Source organism: Micromonospora sp. NPDC005215 (assembly GCF_040607915.1).
Classification (GTDB): Bacteria; Actinomycetota; Actinomycetes; order Mycobacteriales; family Micromonosporaceae; genus Micromonospora.
Window position 1 is genome coordinate 55,545 of sequence record NZ_JBEXHQ010000025.1, and the last position, 15,170, is coordinate 70,714.

Genomic DNA, 15,170 nt, shown 5'->3' on the forward strand with positions numbered 1-15,170 from the left:
CGCGGCCGTGCCCCTTCGTCATGTGACTCCCCGCGACGATCGGACCCCCGGGCCTGACCCACCATGCCTCCCTCGCCCCCTTTGCTTTGCTTACGCGGATGCACCAGTGGGGGAACGCTCGGTGGTGCGTCCGCATAAGCAGAGCAAAGGGGGCGAGGGAGGGTGGTCTGGTCGGGGTCGGCGAGGGGACGGCAGGCAGGGCGGCGGGTGCGAGGGTGGCCGGGTCGTGAGGGGCGACCCCTCGCCGAGCCCGCGCCGTCTCAGAAGTCGCCGTCGGCCACCTGGAAGACGGTGAGGCCGAGGGCTCGCCACATCTGGACCACCTGGACCCGGTCGTCGAAGACGCCGGCCACCCGGTAACGGTCCCGGATCTCCCTGTCGTAGATCTCCCGCTTCACGATCGAGTCCTTCCGGGAGTCGCCGACGGCACGCAGGTGCAGGCCGAGGTACGGGACCCGGACGTGCCGGGCCAACCACGCCTCGGTGGCCGGGCGGGCGGAGGCGTCCCGCCCGGAGCAGAAGACCACCCCGTACCCGGCGGAGTGCATCGCCCGGACCGCCGCGATCACCGCCGTGTTCGGCTGGTCCTCGCCCACCCGGGTCATGTCGTACGGGCTGCGGGACACGGCCAGCGCGACGGTGCCGTCGATGTCCACCAGGACGATCTCGGGTGGCTCGGTCGACGGCGGGTGCACTGCGGCGGGGCGTCCGGTGCGGGCCTGCGGCACCGGCAACGGCAGCGTCCGCCCCTCGAGGTACCGCTCGTGCAGCCGACGGATCGCCTCCGCGCCGACCTGGTCGCCAGGCGGGCGCGCGGCGTCGCGGCGCAGGCACTCGTCCAGCGGCACGTCGGTGAAGTCGTGCACCTCGAAATCCGCGCCGTGCCGGGCGGCCAGCTCAGCCCAGTCGCGCAGGGTCCGCGAGCGCAGGTTGGTGTCGTCCACGCAGACGTCCGCCCTGGCCCGCAGCAACGCCTCGACCTGGGCCCGCTGGACGACTGTCACCTGGGCCTCGGCCCACTGGGTGAAGAGCCGCTCGCCGTGCAGCATCCGGCGCAGGTCGTCCCGGTTGACCCGGAGAACGGACGGCTGGAGCGTCCGGGCGAAGGTCGTCTTGCCCGAGGCGGGCAGTCCCCGGGTGGCGATCAGGCGGGTCATCGGCACCCCTGCGGCTCGTTGGACGTACCCCGGGCGGGGCACGCGGCGGCGGCGGCCCGCCGGGTGGGCGAATGCCCGGCCGGGCGGCGGGAATGCGGATGGGGGAGCACGTGTTGACGATGCCGGACGAGGTGTGCGGCCCGATTACCGGGTCGGCTCAGGCCCATGGCACACTGGTCAATCGGCCACCGGTTCCGGTTCACGCCCGAGCCCGTCGTGTACGGCGCGACGAGTGATGACGGCGACCCGGCGACCACCAACGAGAGGACCGAGGCGATGAAGGCAAACATCCACCCGGAGTACGTGACCACCGAGGTCAGCTGCTCCTGTGGCAACACGTTCACGACCCGCAGCACCGCCAAGGGCGGGGCGATCCACGCCGAGACCTGCAGCGCCTGCCACCCGTTCTACACCGGTAAGCAGCGCGTTCTCGACACCGCCGGCCGGGTTGCGAAGTTCCAGCAGAAGTACGCCAAGGTTCAGGCCAAGAAGGCCAAGTAACTCCTCGTTCGGCGCCCGCGTCCGGTTTTTCCCCGGGCGCGGGCGTCGTGCGCGTTGTGCCCTGTTACCGCCCGGCGGTCGGCCTTCGGCCCGGCCCGGCCGGCGTCGCGCCGTCGAAGGAGCATCCGCAGCATGAGCAGCGAGCGTCTGGCCGCCCTCCTCGACGAGTACGCGCAGCTGGAGAAGCGGTTGGCCGATCCGGCCATCCACGCCGACCAGGCCACCGCGCGCAGGGTGGGTCGCCGCTACGCGGAGCTGGTGCCGCTGAACAAGGCCGCCGCCGAGCTGGAGCAGGCCCGCGCCGACCTGGCCGCGGCTCGTGAGTTGGCTGCCGAGGACCCGTCCTTCGCGGGCGAGGCGGAGTCCATCGCCGGGTCGGTGCCGGCGCTGGAGGAGCGCCTCGCCGAGCTGCTCATCCCGCGCGACCCGCACGACGCCAAGGACGTGATCGTCGAGATCAAGGCCGGTGAGGGTGGCGAGGAGTCGGCGCTCTTCGCCGGTGACCTGCTGCGGATGTACACCCGCTACGCCGAGCGGCACGGCTGGATCACCGAGGTGATCGACGCACAGGATTCCGACCTCGGCGGGGTCAAGGACGTCTCGCTGTCGATCAAGACCAAGGGTGTGCCGGAGGGCGGCAACGGCGTCTGGTCCCGACTCAAGTGGGAGGGCGGCGTGCACCGGGTGCAGCGGGTCCCGGTCACCGAGTCGCAGGGCCGCATCCACACCAGCGCCGCCGGGGTGCTGGTGCTGCCGGAGGCCGAGGACGTCGACGTCACCATCGACCAGAACGATCTGCGCATCGACGTGTTCCGTTCGTCCGGCCCGGGTGGTCAGTCGGTCAACACCACCGACTCGGCGGTGCGGATCACGCACCTGCCGACCGGCATCGTCGTCTCCTGCCAGAACGAGAAGTCCCAGTTGCAGAACCGGGAGCAGGCCATGCGGATCCTGCGGGCCCGGCTGCTCGCCGCCGCGCAGGAGCAGGCCGACGCCGCCGCCTCGGACGCCCGGAAGGCGCAGGTGCGCACGGTGGACCGCTCGGAGCGGATCCGCACCTACAACTTCCCGCAGAACCGGATCAGCGACCACCGGATCGGCTACACGGCGTACAACCTGGACCTGGCGCTCGCTGGCGAGCTGGACGGGGTGCTGGACGCGCTCGCCGAGGCCGACCGCGCCGCCCGGCTCGCCGGCGACACCGAACTCACCCGCCGCTGACGGCGTCGGGCGCCCGTCCGGCGGGACGTGACGCCACCGGCGCGCGGACGATCAGCTGGCGCGGGGACGGGACTTGGCGCGGAGCATCTCCCGGTCGGCCTGCTCGAACGCGACGCTGAGCGCGTCCCGCAGCCCACCGCCACCGGAGACCTCCGCGAAGCCGATGCTCACCCCGACCGGGGTCCCCGGCACCAGCGACTCCCAGTCTTCGAGTCGGACGGCGGCCTCGATCCGGCGGGCCACCTCGGTGGCCTCGGACATGCCGGTGTCCGGCAGCACCACCACGAACTCGTCACCGCCGTAGCGGGCCACGAAGTCACCCCGGCGCATCACCCGGTTGATCACCCCGGCGATGCGTTGGAGCACCAGGTCACCGGAGTGGTGCCCGTGGTGGGTGTTGACCGCCTTGAAGCCGTCCAGGTCGCAGACACCGATCACCACCCGGTCGCCTCGGGTGACCACGGCGGTGATGTACCGCTCCAGCCGGCGTCGGTTGGGCAGCCCGGTGAGCGGGTCGGTCAACGCCTCGCCCTCGAACCGTGCCGCTTCGCGGCGCATCTCCTCGTGGTCGATCCGGGCGGCGATGCCGTCGATGTAGACGTCGCGCAGCCGATCGTTGCGCTGGGCGGCGAGCCGGAACGCCAGTCGGTCGGCCCGGTGCGCCGCCGCGTGGTCGCCGGCACGCGCCAGCGCGATGCTGCGTAGCCGAGCCGGCTCGGCCGCCCCGAGTGTCTCGTTCGACACGTGGATGGTGTCCAACCGGGTGACCGCCTCGATCGGCCGCCCGTCGGCGACGGCGAGGCACACCTGCCCGAGTTGACGCATGTCGCGGGCACGGGAGCTGTCCCCACCGTGGGTGATCAGGCGAGCCGGCTCGGCTTTACCGTCGGTCTCCACCTGGTCGCCGAGCGCGGCTTGGCGGGCCGCCGCGTAGCCGTACGCGGCGAGGCTGCTCGGGCGCAGCCGGCCGGCCCGCCCGGAACGTACGAAACGAGCCAGGTCGGCGGCCACGTCCCGGAGCACCCGCAGGCAGCCGTCACTGTCGCCGTTGTGGTCCAGCGCCACGGCGTTGCGCAGCCGGATGCCCGGCGCGGCGAACGTCTCCTCGGGGATCCCGGCGGTGAGCCCGAGTTGCCGGGCTCGTTCGATGGCCCCCAGGGCGTACCCGTGGAAGCTGAGGTAGCTGTACGCCATGGCGAGGTCGTGCCAGCCCCAGGCGGTGTCCCGGTCCGGGTCCTCGACGGCGCCCAGCGCGCGGGCGGCTCGGACGAGGTGCGTGACGCAGCGGTCCAGTGCGCCCTGGTGGTGTGCGGCGAGGGCGGCCAGCGCGTTGAGGTGCCCGTGCAGGTACGGCTCGGCGAGATCGCGGACGGCCGCCGACGCCTCCTCGATGGCCCGGGTGAACTCCGCCGTCCGACCGAGATTGATCAGCGCGGAGAGGCGCTGCACCATCGCGTCGGCCCGCGCCGCCGGGTCGGTGGTGGTGCGGATCACACGTTCCAGCAGGACGTACGACTCGGCGGAGCGGCTGGCCTCCTGCAACGCCCGGGCGCGCGTGAGGGCGTCAACCTGGTCATCGACCCGGTCGAGCCAGCCCACCCGCCAACCTCCTGTCGTGTGCGCCGTTGCGCACCCGTTGGTCGCGCCGCCCGCGACGCATCATGATTATCGCGTGACCACTCTGCCGCAACACCCCCCCGAAGGGACAGGCCCCATCCGCCCGTCCGCCGCGGTGGCTCGGGCGGCCCGCGCGCTCGCCGCCGCCGGGGTCGGCTCGGCCCGGGTGGAGGCCGAGTTGCTGGCCGCGTACGTGCTGGGGGTGCCCCGTGGTCGGCTGGCGCTCGCCGACGACCTCAGCGGTGAGCAGTTGGCGCGGCTCGACGGCCTGACGCGTCGGCGTGCCGCGCGGGAGCCGTTGCAGCACCTGACCGGCCGGGCCGGGTTCCGACACCTCGAACTGTCGGTCGGCCCGGGGGTCTTCGTGCCTCGGCCGGAGACCGAGTTGCTGGCCGGCTGGGGTGTCGAGCAGGCCCGGGGTCGGACCGACCCGGTGGTGGTCGACCTCTGCAGCGGCTCGGGTGCGATCGCGCTGGCGGTCGCTCAGGAGCTGCCCGGGGCCCGGGTGATCGCGGTGGAGCGGTCCCCGGAGGCGCTGGCCTGGTTGCGGCGCAACGCGGCGGAGCGGGCCGGGGCGGGGGACCGGCCGATCGAGGTGGTCGAGGCCGACGTGACAGCACCGGACCTGCTGGCGGCCCTGGTGGGCTCGGTGGACGTGCTGCTCTGCAACCCGCCGTACGTGCCGGACGACGTGGTGGTCCCGCCGGAGGTGGCCGGGCACGATCCCGCGGAGGCGGTCTTCGGCGGCGCGGACGGTCTGGCGGTGATCCGTCCCGTCGTCAGCCGGGCGGCGGTGCTGCTGCGCGCGGGCGGCGTTCTCGGGGTCGAGCACGACGACACCCACGGCGCGGCGGTCCCCGGGCTGCTGGCCGAGGACGGCGGGTTCACCGCCGTCACGGCGCATCTGGACCTCACCGGACGTCCCCGTTACGCCACCGCGTCCCGACGGGCGGACGGCCAGCACGCCCCGATCGGGGCGGCGTGGCAGACTGACTCCTCGTGATGCTCTACGACTGCCGGTCGCCCGCCGATCGGGACCGCGGCATCGCTGCGGCGATCGAGGCGGTCAAGAACGGCGAGCTTGTCGTCCTTCCCACTGACACCGTCTACGGGATCGGCGCTGACGCGTTCACCCCGTACGCGGTCAAGGCACTGCTGGATGCCAAGGGCCGGGGTCGGCAGATGCCGCCGCCGGTGCTGATCGGCTCGCGGCACACCCTGGACGGGTTGGTCTTCTCGCTGCCCACGGCCGCCCGGGACCTGGTGGAGGCGTTCTGGCCGGGTGCGCTGACGATCGTGGTCGAGCACTCGCCGAGCCTCCAGTGGGACCTGGGCGACAAGACGGGCACGGTGGCGGTGCGGATGCCGCTGCACCCGGTGGCGTTGGAGGTGCTGCGGGAGACCGGCCCGATGGCGGTCTCGTCGGCCAACAAGACCGGCCAGCCCGCCGCGGTGACCGCCGAGGAGGCGCGGGACCAGCTCAGCTACTCGGTGCGGGCCTACCTGGAGGCCGGGCCGTGCCCGGACCCGGTGCCCAGCACGATAGTGGATCTGACCGGTGAGGTGCCGCAGCTGCTGCGGGCCGGGGCGATCCCGCTGGAGAAGCTGCGCGACGTCGTGCCGGACCTCATCGACGGTCGGGGGGTCTGAGTGCCCCCGTTCACGGTCCTGCACGTCTGCATGGGCAACATCTGCCGCTCTCCGATGGCGGAGCGGCTGCTCGCTCTCGCGGTGCGGGAGCGGTTGACGCGGCGCGCGCAGGACCCGGCCCAGGCCGACGGGCTGGTGCACAGCCACAGCGCCGGCACGGGTGGTTGGCACGCGGGCGAGGAGATGAATCCGCCGGCGGCCCGGCAGGTCACCGGCCGTGGTGGGGACGTCGAGGGGTTCGCCGCGCGCAAGCTGCGTTCGGACCACATCGACGCCGCCGACCTGGTCCTGACCGCCACCGCCGACCAGCAGGAGTACGTGGTGGCGTTGCGGCCGGACGCGGCGGCCCGCACGTTCGTGCTCGGCGAGTTCGGTCGGCTGCTGGCCGCGGTGGACGCCGCCGCGTTGCCGCCGGGTGACGCGACCCCGGAGGCCGTGTACGCCCGGGGGGTGGCCCTGGTGGCAGCGGCCCACGACGCTCGGTTGGGCGCGTCGGCGCTGGCGACGGATGATCTGGACGACCCGTGGGGTCGTGGTGACCAGTGCTTCAGCCGGGTCGCCGACGAGATCGAGGAGACGGTCCACCCGCTGGCCGGCGCACTGCTGCCCTGAGCGCGGTGCGAGTTTCCTCCGGGTTTGGGGAAAACCCGGGGCGAAAGCGGCGTTCCGGGTCATTCTGAACGGGTCCTAGCGTGACCGGCTCCTGCGGGGAGAGCTGATGATCCGGGCCCATCTCGACAAACTGCTGACCGTGGTGATCGCCGGAGTGCTGGCCGGGTTGGTGCTGGCCGCGGCCGCCCTGCCGGTGGCCCTGGTGTTCGGGATCGGCTTCAGCGCCCTGTCCACGCCGTACTCGGAGCTGCCGAACACGCTCCGCACGCCGCCCACCGCGCAGCGCTCCAACCTCTACGCCAACGACGGCACCACCCTGATCACCTCCTTCTACCAGGAGGACCGGGTGGACGTGCCGCTGCGCGAGGTGGCCCCGGTGATGCGCCAGGCGATCGTGGCCGCCGAGGACGTCCGGTTCTACCAGCACAGCGGGGTGGACCTGCGGGGCGTGGTGCGCGCGTTCACAGTGAACAGGCGGGACGGGCGGACCCAGCAGGGCGCCTCCACGCTGACCATGCAGTACGTCCGCAACGTGCTCAGCAGCGACCCCCGGCTGACCGAGGCGCAGCGGGCGGCCGCCACCGAGGTCACCACCGCCCGCAAGCTCCAGGAGATGCGGTACGCGCTCGCGCTGGAACGGGAACTCGACAAGGAGCAGATCCTCACCCGCTACCTCAACATCGCCTACTTCGGCGCCGGGGCGTACGGCATCGCGGCGGCCAGCAAGCGCTACTTCTCCCGGTCGCCGGCCGAGCTGACCCTGGCCCAGGCGGCGCTGCTTGCCGGTCTGGTGCGGTCGCCGGACAGCGACGATCCGATCAACGGCGACGCCGACAGCGCGCTGACGCGTCGGTCGTACGTGTTGGAGCGGCTGGTGGAGTCGGGGCAGGTGCCGGCGGACGCGGCGGCGGCGGCGCGGGCCGAACCACTGCAGCTACGGCCGAGCGAGACCCCGAACGACTGCACCGGGGTGCCCGACACGCACAACGACTGGGGCTTCTTCTGCGACTGGTTCACCCGCTGGTGGAGCAGCCAGTCCGCGTTCGGGGCGACCGCCGACGAGCGGCAGCGCGCGCTGCGCCGGGGTGGGTTCTCGATCGTGTCGTCGCTGGACCCGGGGGTGCAGCGGGCCACCACCGAGCAGGTGCTGAAGATCTATCAGCCGTCGGCTGCCGAGGCGGTGCCGACCGCTGTGGTGCAACCGGGCACCGGGCGGGTGCTGGCGATGTCGGTGAACCGCGCCTACAGCGTGCGGGACAATCCGGTCGGGCAGAAGAACCGCCCGAACACTGTCAACCAGTTGGTCGGCGGCGGTGGCGCGATCGAGGGGTACCAGGGCGGTTCGACGTTCAAGCTCTTCACGATGCTGGCCGCGCTCGAGGCGGGCCTGCCGCTGTCGACCGACTTCGTGGCTCCTACCCAGTTGCTCACCCGCTTCCCGGTGACCGGGGAGGCGAGCTGTGACGGCCGCTGGTGCCCGTCGAACGCCAGCCCATCCTCGATGGATGGCCCCCGGACCATGTGGAGCGCGTTCGGCCGGTCGGTGAACACGTACTTCGCCTGGCTGACCGAGAAGGTCGGCGCCGACCGGGTGGTGGAGATGGCCGAGCGACTCGGCATCGTGCTGCGGGCCGACGCCGACGCCCGACTGGCCCGGTACGGCGCGAAGGATTGGGGTCCGTTCACGTTGGGCGTCGCCGCGACCACTCCGCTGGACCTGGCCACCGCGTACGCCACGGTGGCGGCCGAGGGGACCTGGTGCGCTCCGCTGCCGGTGGTGTCGATCACCGACTCGGGTGGTCGGCCGGTCGACGCCGCCAAGCCGGACTGCCGACAGGTGCTCGACGTCGACGTCGCTCGGGCGGCCACCGACGCGGCGCGCTGCCCGGTCGGCGACCAGTCGATGTACGGGCGCTGCGACGGCGCCACCGCACCCGGCCTGCGGGCGCGGCTCGGCCGACCGGTGGCGGGCAAGACCGGCAGCTCGGAACGGTACGAGACGGAGACGGTCGTCGCGTTCACGCCGCAGCTCGCGGTCGCCTCGATGGCCGCGAACCCGGACGATCCCCGGGACGCGGTCGGTCAGGCCGTGCAGGCCCGGATGGTGGACGCGGTCGGAGAGGTGCTCTCCACCGCCCTGCGCGGTCAACCGGTACGCGACTTCGTCCCGCCGAGCGAACGAACCGCCTTCCAGGTCACCGGGGCCCGCACCGGCAACTGAGGCCGGGGTGGATCAGGGGGCTTGTTCGGCGTTGCGGGCGATGTTGCGGGCCATGCCGCCGAAGACCAGCGCGTGGAAGGGGGCGACCGACCCCCAGTAGGCGTGCCCGCTCAGCCCCCGGGGCAGGAAGACCGCGCGTTGCTGGTAGCGGCTGCGGCCGCCGTCGGTGGGCAGCACCCGCATCTCCAGCCAGGCCCGGCCGGGCAGCCGCATCTCGGCGCGCAGTCGCAACAGCTCGCCGGGGACGATCTCCTCGACCCGCCAGAAGTCCAGCGCCTCACCGACCTGGAGGCGGTGCGGGTCGCGTCGGCCCCGACGGAGCCCGACCCCGCCGACCAGGCGGTCCAGCCAGCCGCGGATCGACCAGGCGAGCGGGAACGAGTACCAGCCGTGTTCGCCGCCGACTCCCTCGATGACCCGCCAGAGCGCCGCCGGTGGGGCGTCCACCGCCCGTTCGCGGACATCGGTGTAGACGCTGCCGCCGGACCACTCCGGGTCGCTGGGCAGCGGCTCGGCGGGCGCGTCCGGGCCGCTCGCGGTCGACCACCGGGTCTCCACCTGGGCGTCCCGGACCTTGGCGAGCGCGAGCGCCACCGCGTCGTCGAAGCCGGTCAGCCCGCCGGGCGGGTCGGGTAGATAACGGGCGATGTCGCGTTCGTGCGCGACCGCCTCGTGAATCAGACTCTCCACCAGGGGGCGGGCGATCGCGTTCGGCACCGGGGTGATCAGGCCGACCCAGTGCGAGGAGAGCGACGGGGTGAGCGGGCGGACCGGCACGATGATCCGCCGGCGCAGCCCGGCCACCCGGGCGTAGCGCTGCATCATCTCGAGGAAGGTGAGCACGTCCGGTCCGCCGATGTCGAAGCCCCGGTTGACGTCCGGCGGCAGCGCGACGCAGCCGGCCAGGTAGCGCAGCACGTCGCGGACCGCGATGGGTTGGATCCGGTTGCGGACCCAGCGTGGGGTGACCATGGCGGGCAGCCGCTCGGTCAGGTAACGCAGCATCTCGAACGACGCCGAGCCGGACCCGATGATCACCGCGGCCCGCAGCACCGCCGTGGGCACCCCACTGCCCAGCAGGATCCGACCCACCTCGGCGCGGGACCGCAGGTGCGGGGAGGGGACCTCCTGGTCGGACGCCGGCTCCGGCCCGCCCAGGTAGACGATCCGGCGTACGCCGGCCGCGCGGGCCGCCGCCGCGAAGTTCGTCGCCGCCGCCCGGTCGGCCGCCTCGAAGTCGGGCCGGCCGAGTGAGTGCACCAGGAAGTAGGCGACGTCCACGTCGGCGAAGGCGGCGGGCAACGTGTCCGGCCGGCTCAGGTCCCCCTCGACGATCTCGGCCGCCGAGGCCCAGGGCACATCGCGCAGCCGGACCGCCTTGCGGGCCAGGCAACGCACTGTGTGACCCTCGGCGAGCAGCAGCGGTGTCAGCCGCCCGCCGATGTATCCCGTGGCTCCGGTGACGAGGCATCTCACGAGGTCCAGTCTGCGGCCCCCTAGACTCGTTCGCTGTGGAGACCGAGACGAGCACCTTCTGGGGGCCGGATTTCGCGCAGCTCAGGGCGACCGACCCGGAGATCGCCGGGGTGGTCCTCGGTGAGCTGGACCGGTTGCGGGGTGGCCTGCAGCTCATCGCCAGCGAAAATCTGACGTCGCCGGCGGTGCTGGCCGCGCTCGGTTCGACGCTGACAAACAAGTACGCCGAGGGCTACCCGGGCCGGCGCTACTACGGCGGCTGCGCCGAGGTGGACCGGGCCGAGGAGATCGGCATCGCCCGGGCCAAGGAGCTCTTCGGGGCCGAGCACGCCAACCTTCAGCCACACTCCGGGGCGAGCGCCAACCTGGCCGCGTACGCGGCGCTGGTGCAGCCGGGGGACACGGTGCTGGCGATGGACCTGCCGCACGGTGGGCACCTCACCCACGGCAGCCGGGTGAACTTCTCCGGCAAGTGGTTTCACCCGGTCGGTTATCCGGTCCGCCCGGACACCGAGCTGATCGACTACGACGAGGTACGGGATCTGGCGCGGACGCACCGACCCAAGCTGATCATCTGTGGCGCCACCGCGTACCCCCGTCTGATCGACTTCGCCCGGTTCCGGGAGATCGCCGACGAGGTCGGGGCGTACCTGATGGTGGATGCGGCGCACTTCATCGGCCTGGTCGCCGGTCGGGCGATCCCGTCCCCGGTGCCGTACGCGGACGTCGTCTGCGCCACCACCCACAAGGTGCTGCGCGGCCCGCGCGGCGGAATGATCCTCTGCCGCGAGTCGCTGGCGCAGCGGATCGACAAGGCGGTCTTCCCGTTCACCCAGGGCGGTCCGCTGATGCACGCGGTCGCGGCCAAGGCGGTGGCCCTGCGCGAGGCCGCCCAGCCGGAGTTCCAGACGTACGCCCGGCAGGTGGTCAGCAACGCCCAGGCGCTCGCGGCCGGGCTGGCCGACGAGGGGATGCGCCCGGTGTCCGGTGGCACCGACACCCACCTCGCCCTGATCGACCTGCGGGAGGTGGGGGTGACCGGCGCGGAGGCCGAGCGACGCTGCGACGCCGCGTCGATCACCCTGAACAAGAACGCGATCCCGTACGACCCGCAGCCGCCGATGGTCGCCTCCGGTCTGCGGGTGGGCACCCCGAGCGTCACCACCCAGGGCATGCGGGAGGGGGAGCTGCGGCAGGTGGCCACCCTGATCGCCCGCGCGGTGCGCACCGATCCCGGGGCGCCGGGCGGCACCGACGAGCTGACCAGGCTCGGTGCCGAGGTGGCCGAGCTGGTCGCGGCGTTTCCGGCGTACCCCCGTGGCTGAGCCCGGGGTGGTCGAGCCCGCCGCCGACGGACGGTGGCGGCTGCGGCACCTGCCGGTGCTGCTGGCCGCGTCGGCGGCTCTGGCCGTGGTCGCGGCCGTGGTGGGCGGGGTGACCGGCGGTGCGACGGCCGCGCTCGGCGCGACGGCCGGTGTGGGCGTCACGGTGCTCAGCTACACCCTCACCACAGTGGTGCTGGCCCGGGCCGATCAGATCAACCCGCAGTTGCTGCTGCCGCTGGGTCTGGGCCTGTACGCGCTGAAGTTCACCCTGTTGGGTGTCGTGCTGGTGGCGGTGGCCTCGACCGGCTGGTCCGGGTTGATTCCGCTTTGCCTCGGCATCGTCGCCGGGGTGGCAGTGTGGACGGCGGTGCACATCTGGTGGCTGACCACGGTGCACGCGCGGCGGTTGCGCGGCTGACCTGGCCGTCGGCCGGTCGTCCCAACCAGCGGACGCGCCGCAACGTGTCGGCCTCCGGTCATTTTCCGACGGGCGGAAGGGGAGTAGCGTGCCCACAGACGACGGCGCCCACGAGATGCCCACACAACGATGGTTGTGCGGGGGGTGAGGCACAGCCTCGTCTTCCCGGCTGATATCGTTCGCCCCGTCATGGCTGATGACCAAACCCCCCGTCCCGCCGGTGAACCGGACGATTATCCGTCTGGCGCCGGTCAGGGTTGGACCGCGCTCAGCTACCTCATCGGAGGCATGCTCGTGTGGGGTTTCATCGGCTGGCTTGTTGACCAAAGGCTCGACACCGGTGGCGTCGCCACCGGGATCGGCGTCGTGCTCGGTATGGCCGGGGGGATCATCCTGGTCGTCCGCCGACTCGGCACGCCTACTTAGGAAGGGACGCGGTGTTCGGACAGGCGAACGTTCTGGCAGCGGGCCAGGCGGCATTCCCACCCAGTGTGGAGGACTTCTACCTGCCCAGCATCCTGCCCTGGGGTGCGCACGACTCGTACTGGTTCACCAAGATCACGGCGATGGTCTGGATCGCGGTCGGCGTCCTGATCATCTTCTTCCTGGCGAGCTATCGGAACCCGCAGCTGGTGCCGACCAAGAAGCAGTGGTTCGCCGAGTCGATCTACGGCTTCGTGCGGAACAACATCGCTGTCGACATGATCGGGCACGCGGGTGTGCGGTTCGCTCCGTACTTCACGACGCTGTTCTGCTTCGTGCTGCTGACGAACGCGTTCGCGATCATCCCGTTCTTCCAGATCTCGCCGAACTCGCACATCGCCTTCCCGGCGTTCCTGGCGATCATCAGCTACGTGCTGTTCAACTACATCGGCATCAAGAAGCACGGCTTCGTCAAGTACTTCAAGAACTCTCTGGTTCCGCCGGCACCCTGGTTCATTCTGCCGCTGCTGATCCCGATCGAGCTCTTCTCGACCTTCATCGTCCGGCCGTTCTCGCTCGCGGTTCGTCTCTTCGCGAACATGTTCGCCGGCCACATGCTCCTGCTGGTCTTCACGCTCGGCGGCTTCGCGATGCTGAGCGCCAACGCCTGGCTGGCGCCGGTCTCGGTGCTCTCCTGGGTGATGACCATCGCGCTCACCTTCCTGGAGTTCCTGGTGATCGTCCTGCAGGCCTACGTCTTCACCGTCCTGACCGCCAGCTACGTGCAGGGCGCGCTCGCCGAAGAGCACTGATCCACCGCACCAACCGTTGTCGTCCCGCGTGAGAGACACGCGTGATAACCAGGAGGAACCAAGCAATGGACGTTCTCGCCGCGCAAGGTGTAGTTGGCAGCACCGCCGCCATCGGCTACGGCCTCGCCGCCATCGGCCCGGGCATCGGCGTCGGCCTGGTCTTCGCCGCGTACATCCAGTCGACCGCCCGCCAGCCGGAGTCGTCGCGGATGACCCTGCCGTACGTCTGGATCGGCTTCGCCGTCATCGAGGCGCTGGCGCTGCTGGGCATCGCCTTCGGCTTCATCTGGCAGGGTCAGCTCACTCAGTAGTTTCGCCCCCCTTAGACCGGGAGGTCAGCCATGTACTTCCTCGCCGCTGAGGGTGGTGAGTCCCACAACCCGATCATCCCGCTCTGGCAGGAGGTCGTGGTCGGTGGCGTCGCCTTCATCGTCCTCTGCTTCGTGCTGATGAAGTTCGTCTTCCCCCGCATGGAGCAGACGTTCCAGGCTCGGGTCGACGCGATCGAGGGCGGCATCAAGCGCGCCGAGGCCGCCCAGGCCGAGGCGAACCAGCTGCTCGAGCAGTACCGTGCCCAGCTCGCTGAGGCCCGCACCGACGCCGCCAAGATCCGGGACGACGCGCGGGCCGACGCCGAGGGCATCCGGCAGGACATCCTCGCCAAGGCACGGGAAGAGTCCGACCGGGTCATCCAGGCCGGCAAGGACGCCCTCGCCGCCGAGCGGGCCACCATCGTGCGGGAACTGCGTGCCGAGGTCGGCACCATCGCGGTGGACCTGGCCAGCAAGATCGTTGGCGAGTCGCTGGCCGACGAGGCGCGACGCAAGGGCACCGTCGACCGGTTCCTGAGCGGCCTCGAGAGCACGGGGGCCCGCTGATGCAGGCCGCCAGCCGGGAGTCGTACAAGGTCGCGGCCGAGCGCCTCGACGCGTACGTCCGCGGCACCGACGCGGTCGCCGTGGCTCACACCGCGAACGACCTACTCGCCGTGGCCGGGCTGCTGCGACGGGAGCCTCGGCTGCGCCGGGCGCTCTCCGACCCGGCCCGGTCCGGCGCGGACCGCGCCGAACTGGCCAGCGGGATGCTGCGCGGCAAGATCGGCGACGGCGCGCTCGACCTGCTCGCCGCACTGGTATCCGGCCGCTGGTCGGCGCCGTCGGAGTTGCTCGACGGCACCGAGCGGCTCGGTGTCGAGGCGGCACTGGCCAGCACCGAGGCCGCCGGTGACCTGGGCGAGGTCGAGGACGAGCTGTTCCGCTTCGGGCAGGTCGTCGCCAACGAGCCCGAGCTCTCGGCGGTGCTGTCCAACCCCGCGACCCCGGTGGACCAGCGTGGGGTCCTGGTCGGCGAGCTGCTCTCCGGCAAGGCCCACCTGGCCACCGTCCGCCTCATCGAGGTGGCGCTGTCCGGCTTCGGGGGGCGCTCCTTCAGCGGTTCGATCACCCGGCTCGTGGAACTCGCCGCCGAACGGCGGGACCGGCAGGTGGCGTACGTCACCGTGGCGGCCCCGTTGAGTGACGAGGAGGAGCGCCGGCTCGGTGCGAGCCTCGCCGCGATATACGGTCGAGAGGTCTCCGTCAAGCAGACGGTCGACCCCGCGGTCCTGGGTGGCGTGAGCGTCCGGGTCGACTCCGATCTGTACGACGGCACCATCCTGCGCCGCCTCAACGAGACCCGCAACGCGCTCGCGAAGCGCTGAACGGCTTCGCCGCCCAGCGGCTGAGCGGCTCCGCCGCC

Annotated in this window: 16 protein-coding genes; 13 read left to right on the plus strand and 3 right to left on the minus strand. The window is 72.0% G+C overall.

The features are described 5' to 3' along the window. Positions 1-260 precede the first annotated feature (260 nt). Positions 261-1,157 (minus strand): AAA family ATPase, encoded by an 897-nt coding sequence (locus tag ABZU25_RS19535; RefSeq protein WP_355030760.1) that lies wholly within the window; start codon positions 1,155-1,157, stop codon positions 261-263. 276 nt (positions 1,158-1,433) lie between these two features. On the opposite strand from ABZU25_RS19535, the gene rpmE reads away from it, so the two are divergent. Together rpmE and prfA are read left to right on the plus strand one after the other, a co-directional pair. Further along, a complete protein-coding gene (rpmE, locus tag ABZU25_RS19540; RefSeq protein ID WP_030333150.1) occupies positions 1,434-1,658 on the plus strand; it encodes a 50S ribosomal protein L31 in 225 nt (74 codons plus the stop codon). 132 nt (positions 1,659-1,790) lie between these two features. Further along, entirely contained in the window at positions 1,791-2,879 is a 1,089-nt protein-coding gene (gene prfA, locus ABZU25_RS19545) for a peptide chain release factor 1 (RefSeq protein WP_355030761.1), read from the plus strand. A 51-nt stretch (positions 2,880-2,930) separates the two neighbouring features. Here the strand turns inward: prfA and ABZU25_RS19550 are convergent, their stop codons facing one another. Continuing rightward, a complete protein-coding gene (locus ABZU25_RS19550; protein WP_355030762.1) occupies positions 2,931-4,478 on the minus strand; it encodes a GGDEF domain-containing protein in 1,548 nt (515 codons plus the stop codon). A 73-nt stretch (positions 4,479-4,551) separates the two neighbouring features. Here ABZU25_RS19550 and prmC point away from each other — a divergent pair, with 73 nt between their 5' ends. The 4 genes from prmC (at position 4,552) to ABZU25_RS19570 (ending at position 8,979) form a co-directional block, all read left to right on the plus strand. Further along, a complete protein-coding gene (gene prmC, locus ABZU25_RS19555) occupies positions 4,552-5,499 on the plus strand; it encodes a peptide chain release factor N(5)-glutamine methyltransferase (protein WP_355030763.1) in 948 nt (315 codons plus the stop codon). Then, the gene (locus ABZU25_RS19560; protein ID WP_272619657.1) at positions 5,499-6,146 is read left to right on the plus strand and encodes an L-threonylcarbamoyladenylate synthase; all 648 of its coding nucleotides are present in this window, start codon (positions 5,499-5,501) and stop codon (positions 6,144-6,146) included. The genes prmC and ABZU25_RS19560 overlap by 1 nt, the downstream gene beginning before the upstream one ends. Then, positions 6,147-6,758: a phosphotyrosine protein phosphatase gene (locus ABZU25_RS19565; protein ID WP_355030764.1), complete on the plus strand. Its 612-nt coding sequence runs from the start codon at positions 6,147-6,149 to the stop codon at positions 6,756-6,758. Positions 6,759-6,864: 106 nt separating this feature from the next. Beyond that, on the plus strand, positions 6,865-8,979 hold the full coding sequence (locus ABZU25_RS19570; protein ID WP_355030765.1) for a transglycosylase domain-containing protein: 2,115 nt from the start codon (positions 6,865-6,867) through the stop codon (positions 8,977-8,979). 12 nt (positions 8,980-8,991) lie between these two features. On the opposite strand, the gene ABZU25_RS19575 is transcribed toward ABZU25_RS19570, so the two are convergent. Continuing rightward, the gene (locus ABZU25_RS19575; protein WP_355030766.1) at positions 8,992-10,455 is read right to left on the minus strand and encodes an SDR family oxidoreductase; all 1,464 of its coding nucleotides are present in this window, start codon (positions 10,453-10,455) and stop codon (positions 8,992-8,994) included. Between the two features lie 35 nt (positions 10,456-10,490). Between ABZU25_RS19575 and glyA the strand changes: the two genes are divergently transcribed. The 7 genes from glyA (at position 10,491) to ABZU25_RS19610 (ending at position 15,132) form a co-directional block, all read left to right on the plus strand. Then, a complete protein-coding gene (gene glyA / locus ABZU25_RS19580) occupies positions 10,491-11,780 on the plus strand; it encodes a serine hydroxymethyltransferase (RefSeq protein WP_355030767.1) in 1,290 nt (429 codons plus the stop codon). Further along, on the plus strand, positions 11,773-12,198 hold the full coding sequence (locus ABZU25_RS19585) for a hypothetical protein (protein WP_355030768.1): 426 nt from the start codon (positions 11,773-11,775) through the stop codon (positions 12,196-12,198). Before glyA ends, ABZU25_RS19585 begins: the two co-directional genes overlap by 8 nt. A 189-nt stretch (positions 12,199-12,387) precedes the next feature. Next, positions 12,388-12,624, plus strand: a complete 237-nt coding sequence (locus ABZU25_RS19590) for a hypothetical protein (RefSeq protein ID WP_355030769.1) — start codon at positions 12,388-12,390, stop codon at positions 12,622-12,624. 11 nt (positions 12,625-12,635) lie between these two features. Then, the gene (gene atpB / locus ABZU25_RS19595) at positions 12,636-13,433 is read left to right on the plus strand and encodes a F0F1 ATP synthase subunit A (RefSeq protein ID WP_355030770.1); all 798 of its coding nucleotides are present in this window, start codon (positions 12,636-12,638) and stop codon (positions 13,431-13,433) included. Positions 13,434-13,498: 65 nt separating this feature from the next. Beyond that, complete coding sequence (locus ABZU25_RS19600) at positions 13,499-13,744, plus strand: ATP synthase F0 subunit C (RefSeq protein WP_355030771.1); 246 nt, start codon at positions 13,499-13,501, stop codon at positions 13,742-13,744. A 30-nt stretch (positions 13,745-13,774) separates the two neighbouring features. After that, positions 13,775-14,311: a F0F1 ATP synthase subunit B gene (locus ABZU25_RS19605; RefSeq protein ID WP_355030772.1), complete on the plus strand. Its 537-nt coding sequence runs from the start codon at positions 13,775-13,777 to the stop codon at positions 14,309-14,311. Continuing rightward, complete coding sequence (locus ABZU25_RS19610) at positions 14,311-15,132, plus strand: F0F1 ATP synthase subunit delta (RefSeq protein ID WP_355030773.1); 822 nt, start codon at positions 14,311-14,313, stop codon at positions 15,130-15,132. Before ABZU25_RS19605 ends, ABZU25_RS19610 begins: the two co-directional genes overlap by 1 nt. The last annotated feature ends 38 nt before the right edge of the window (positions 15,133-15,170 follow it).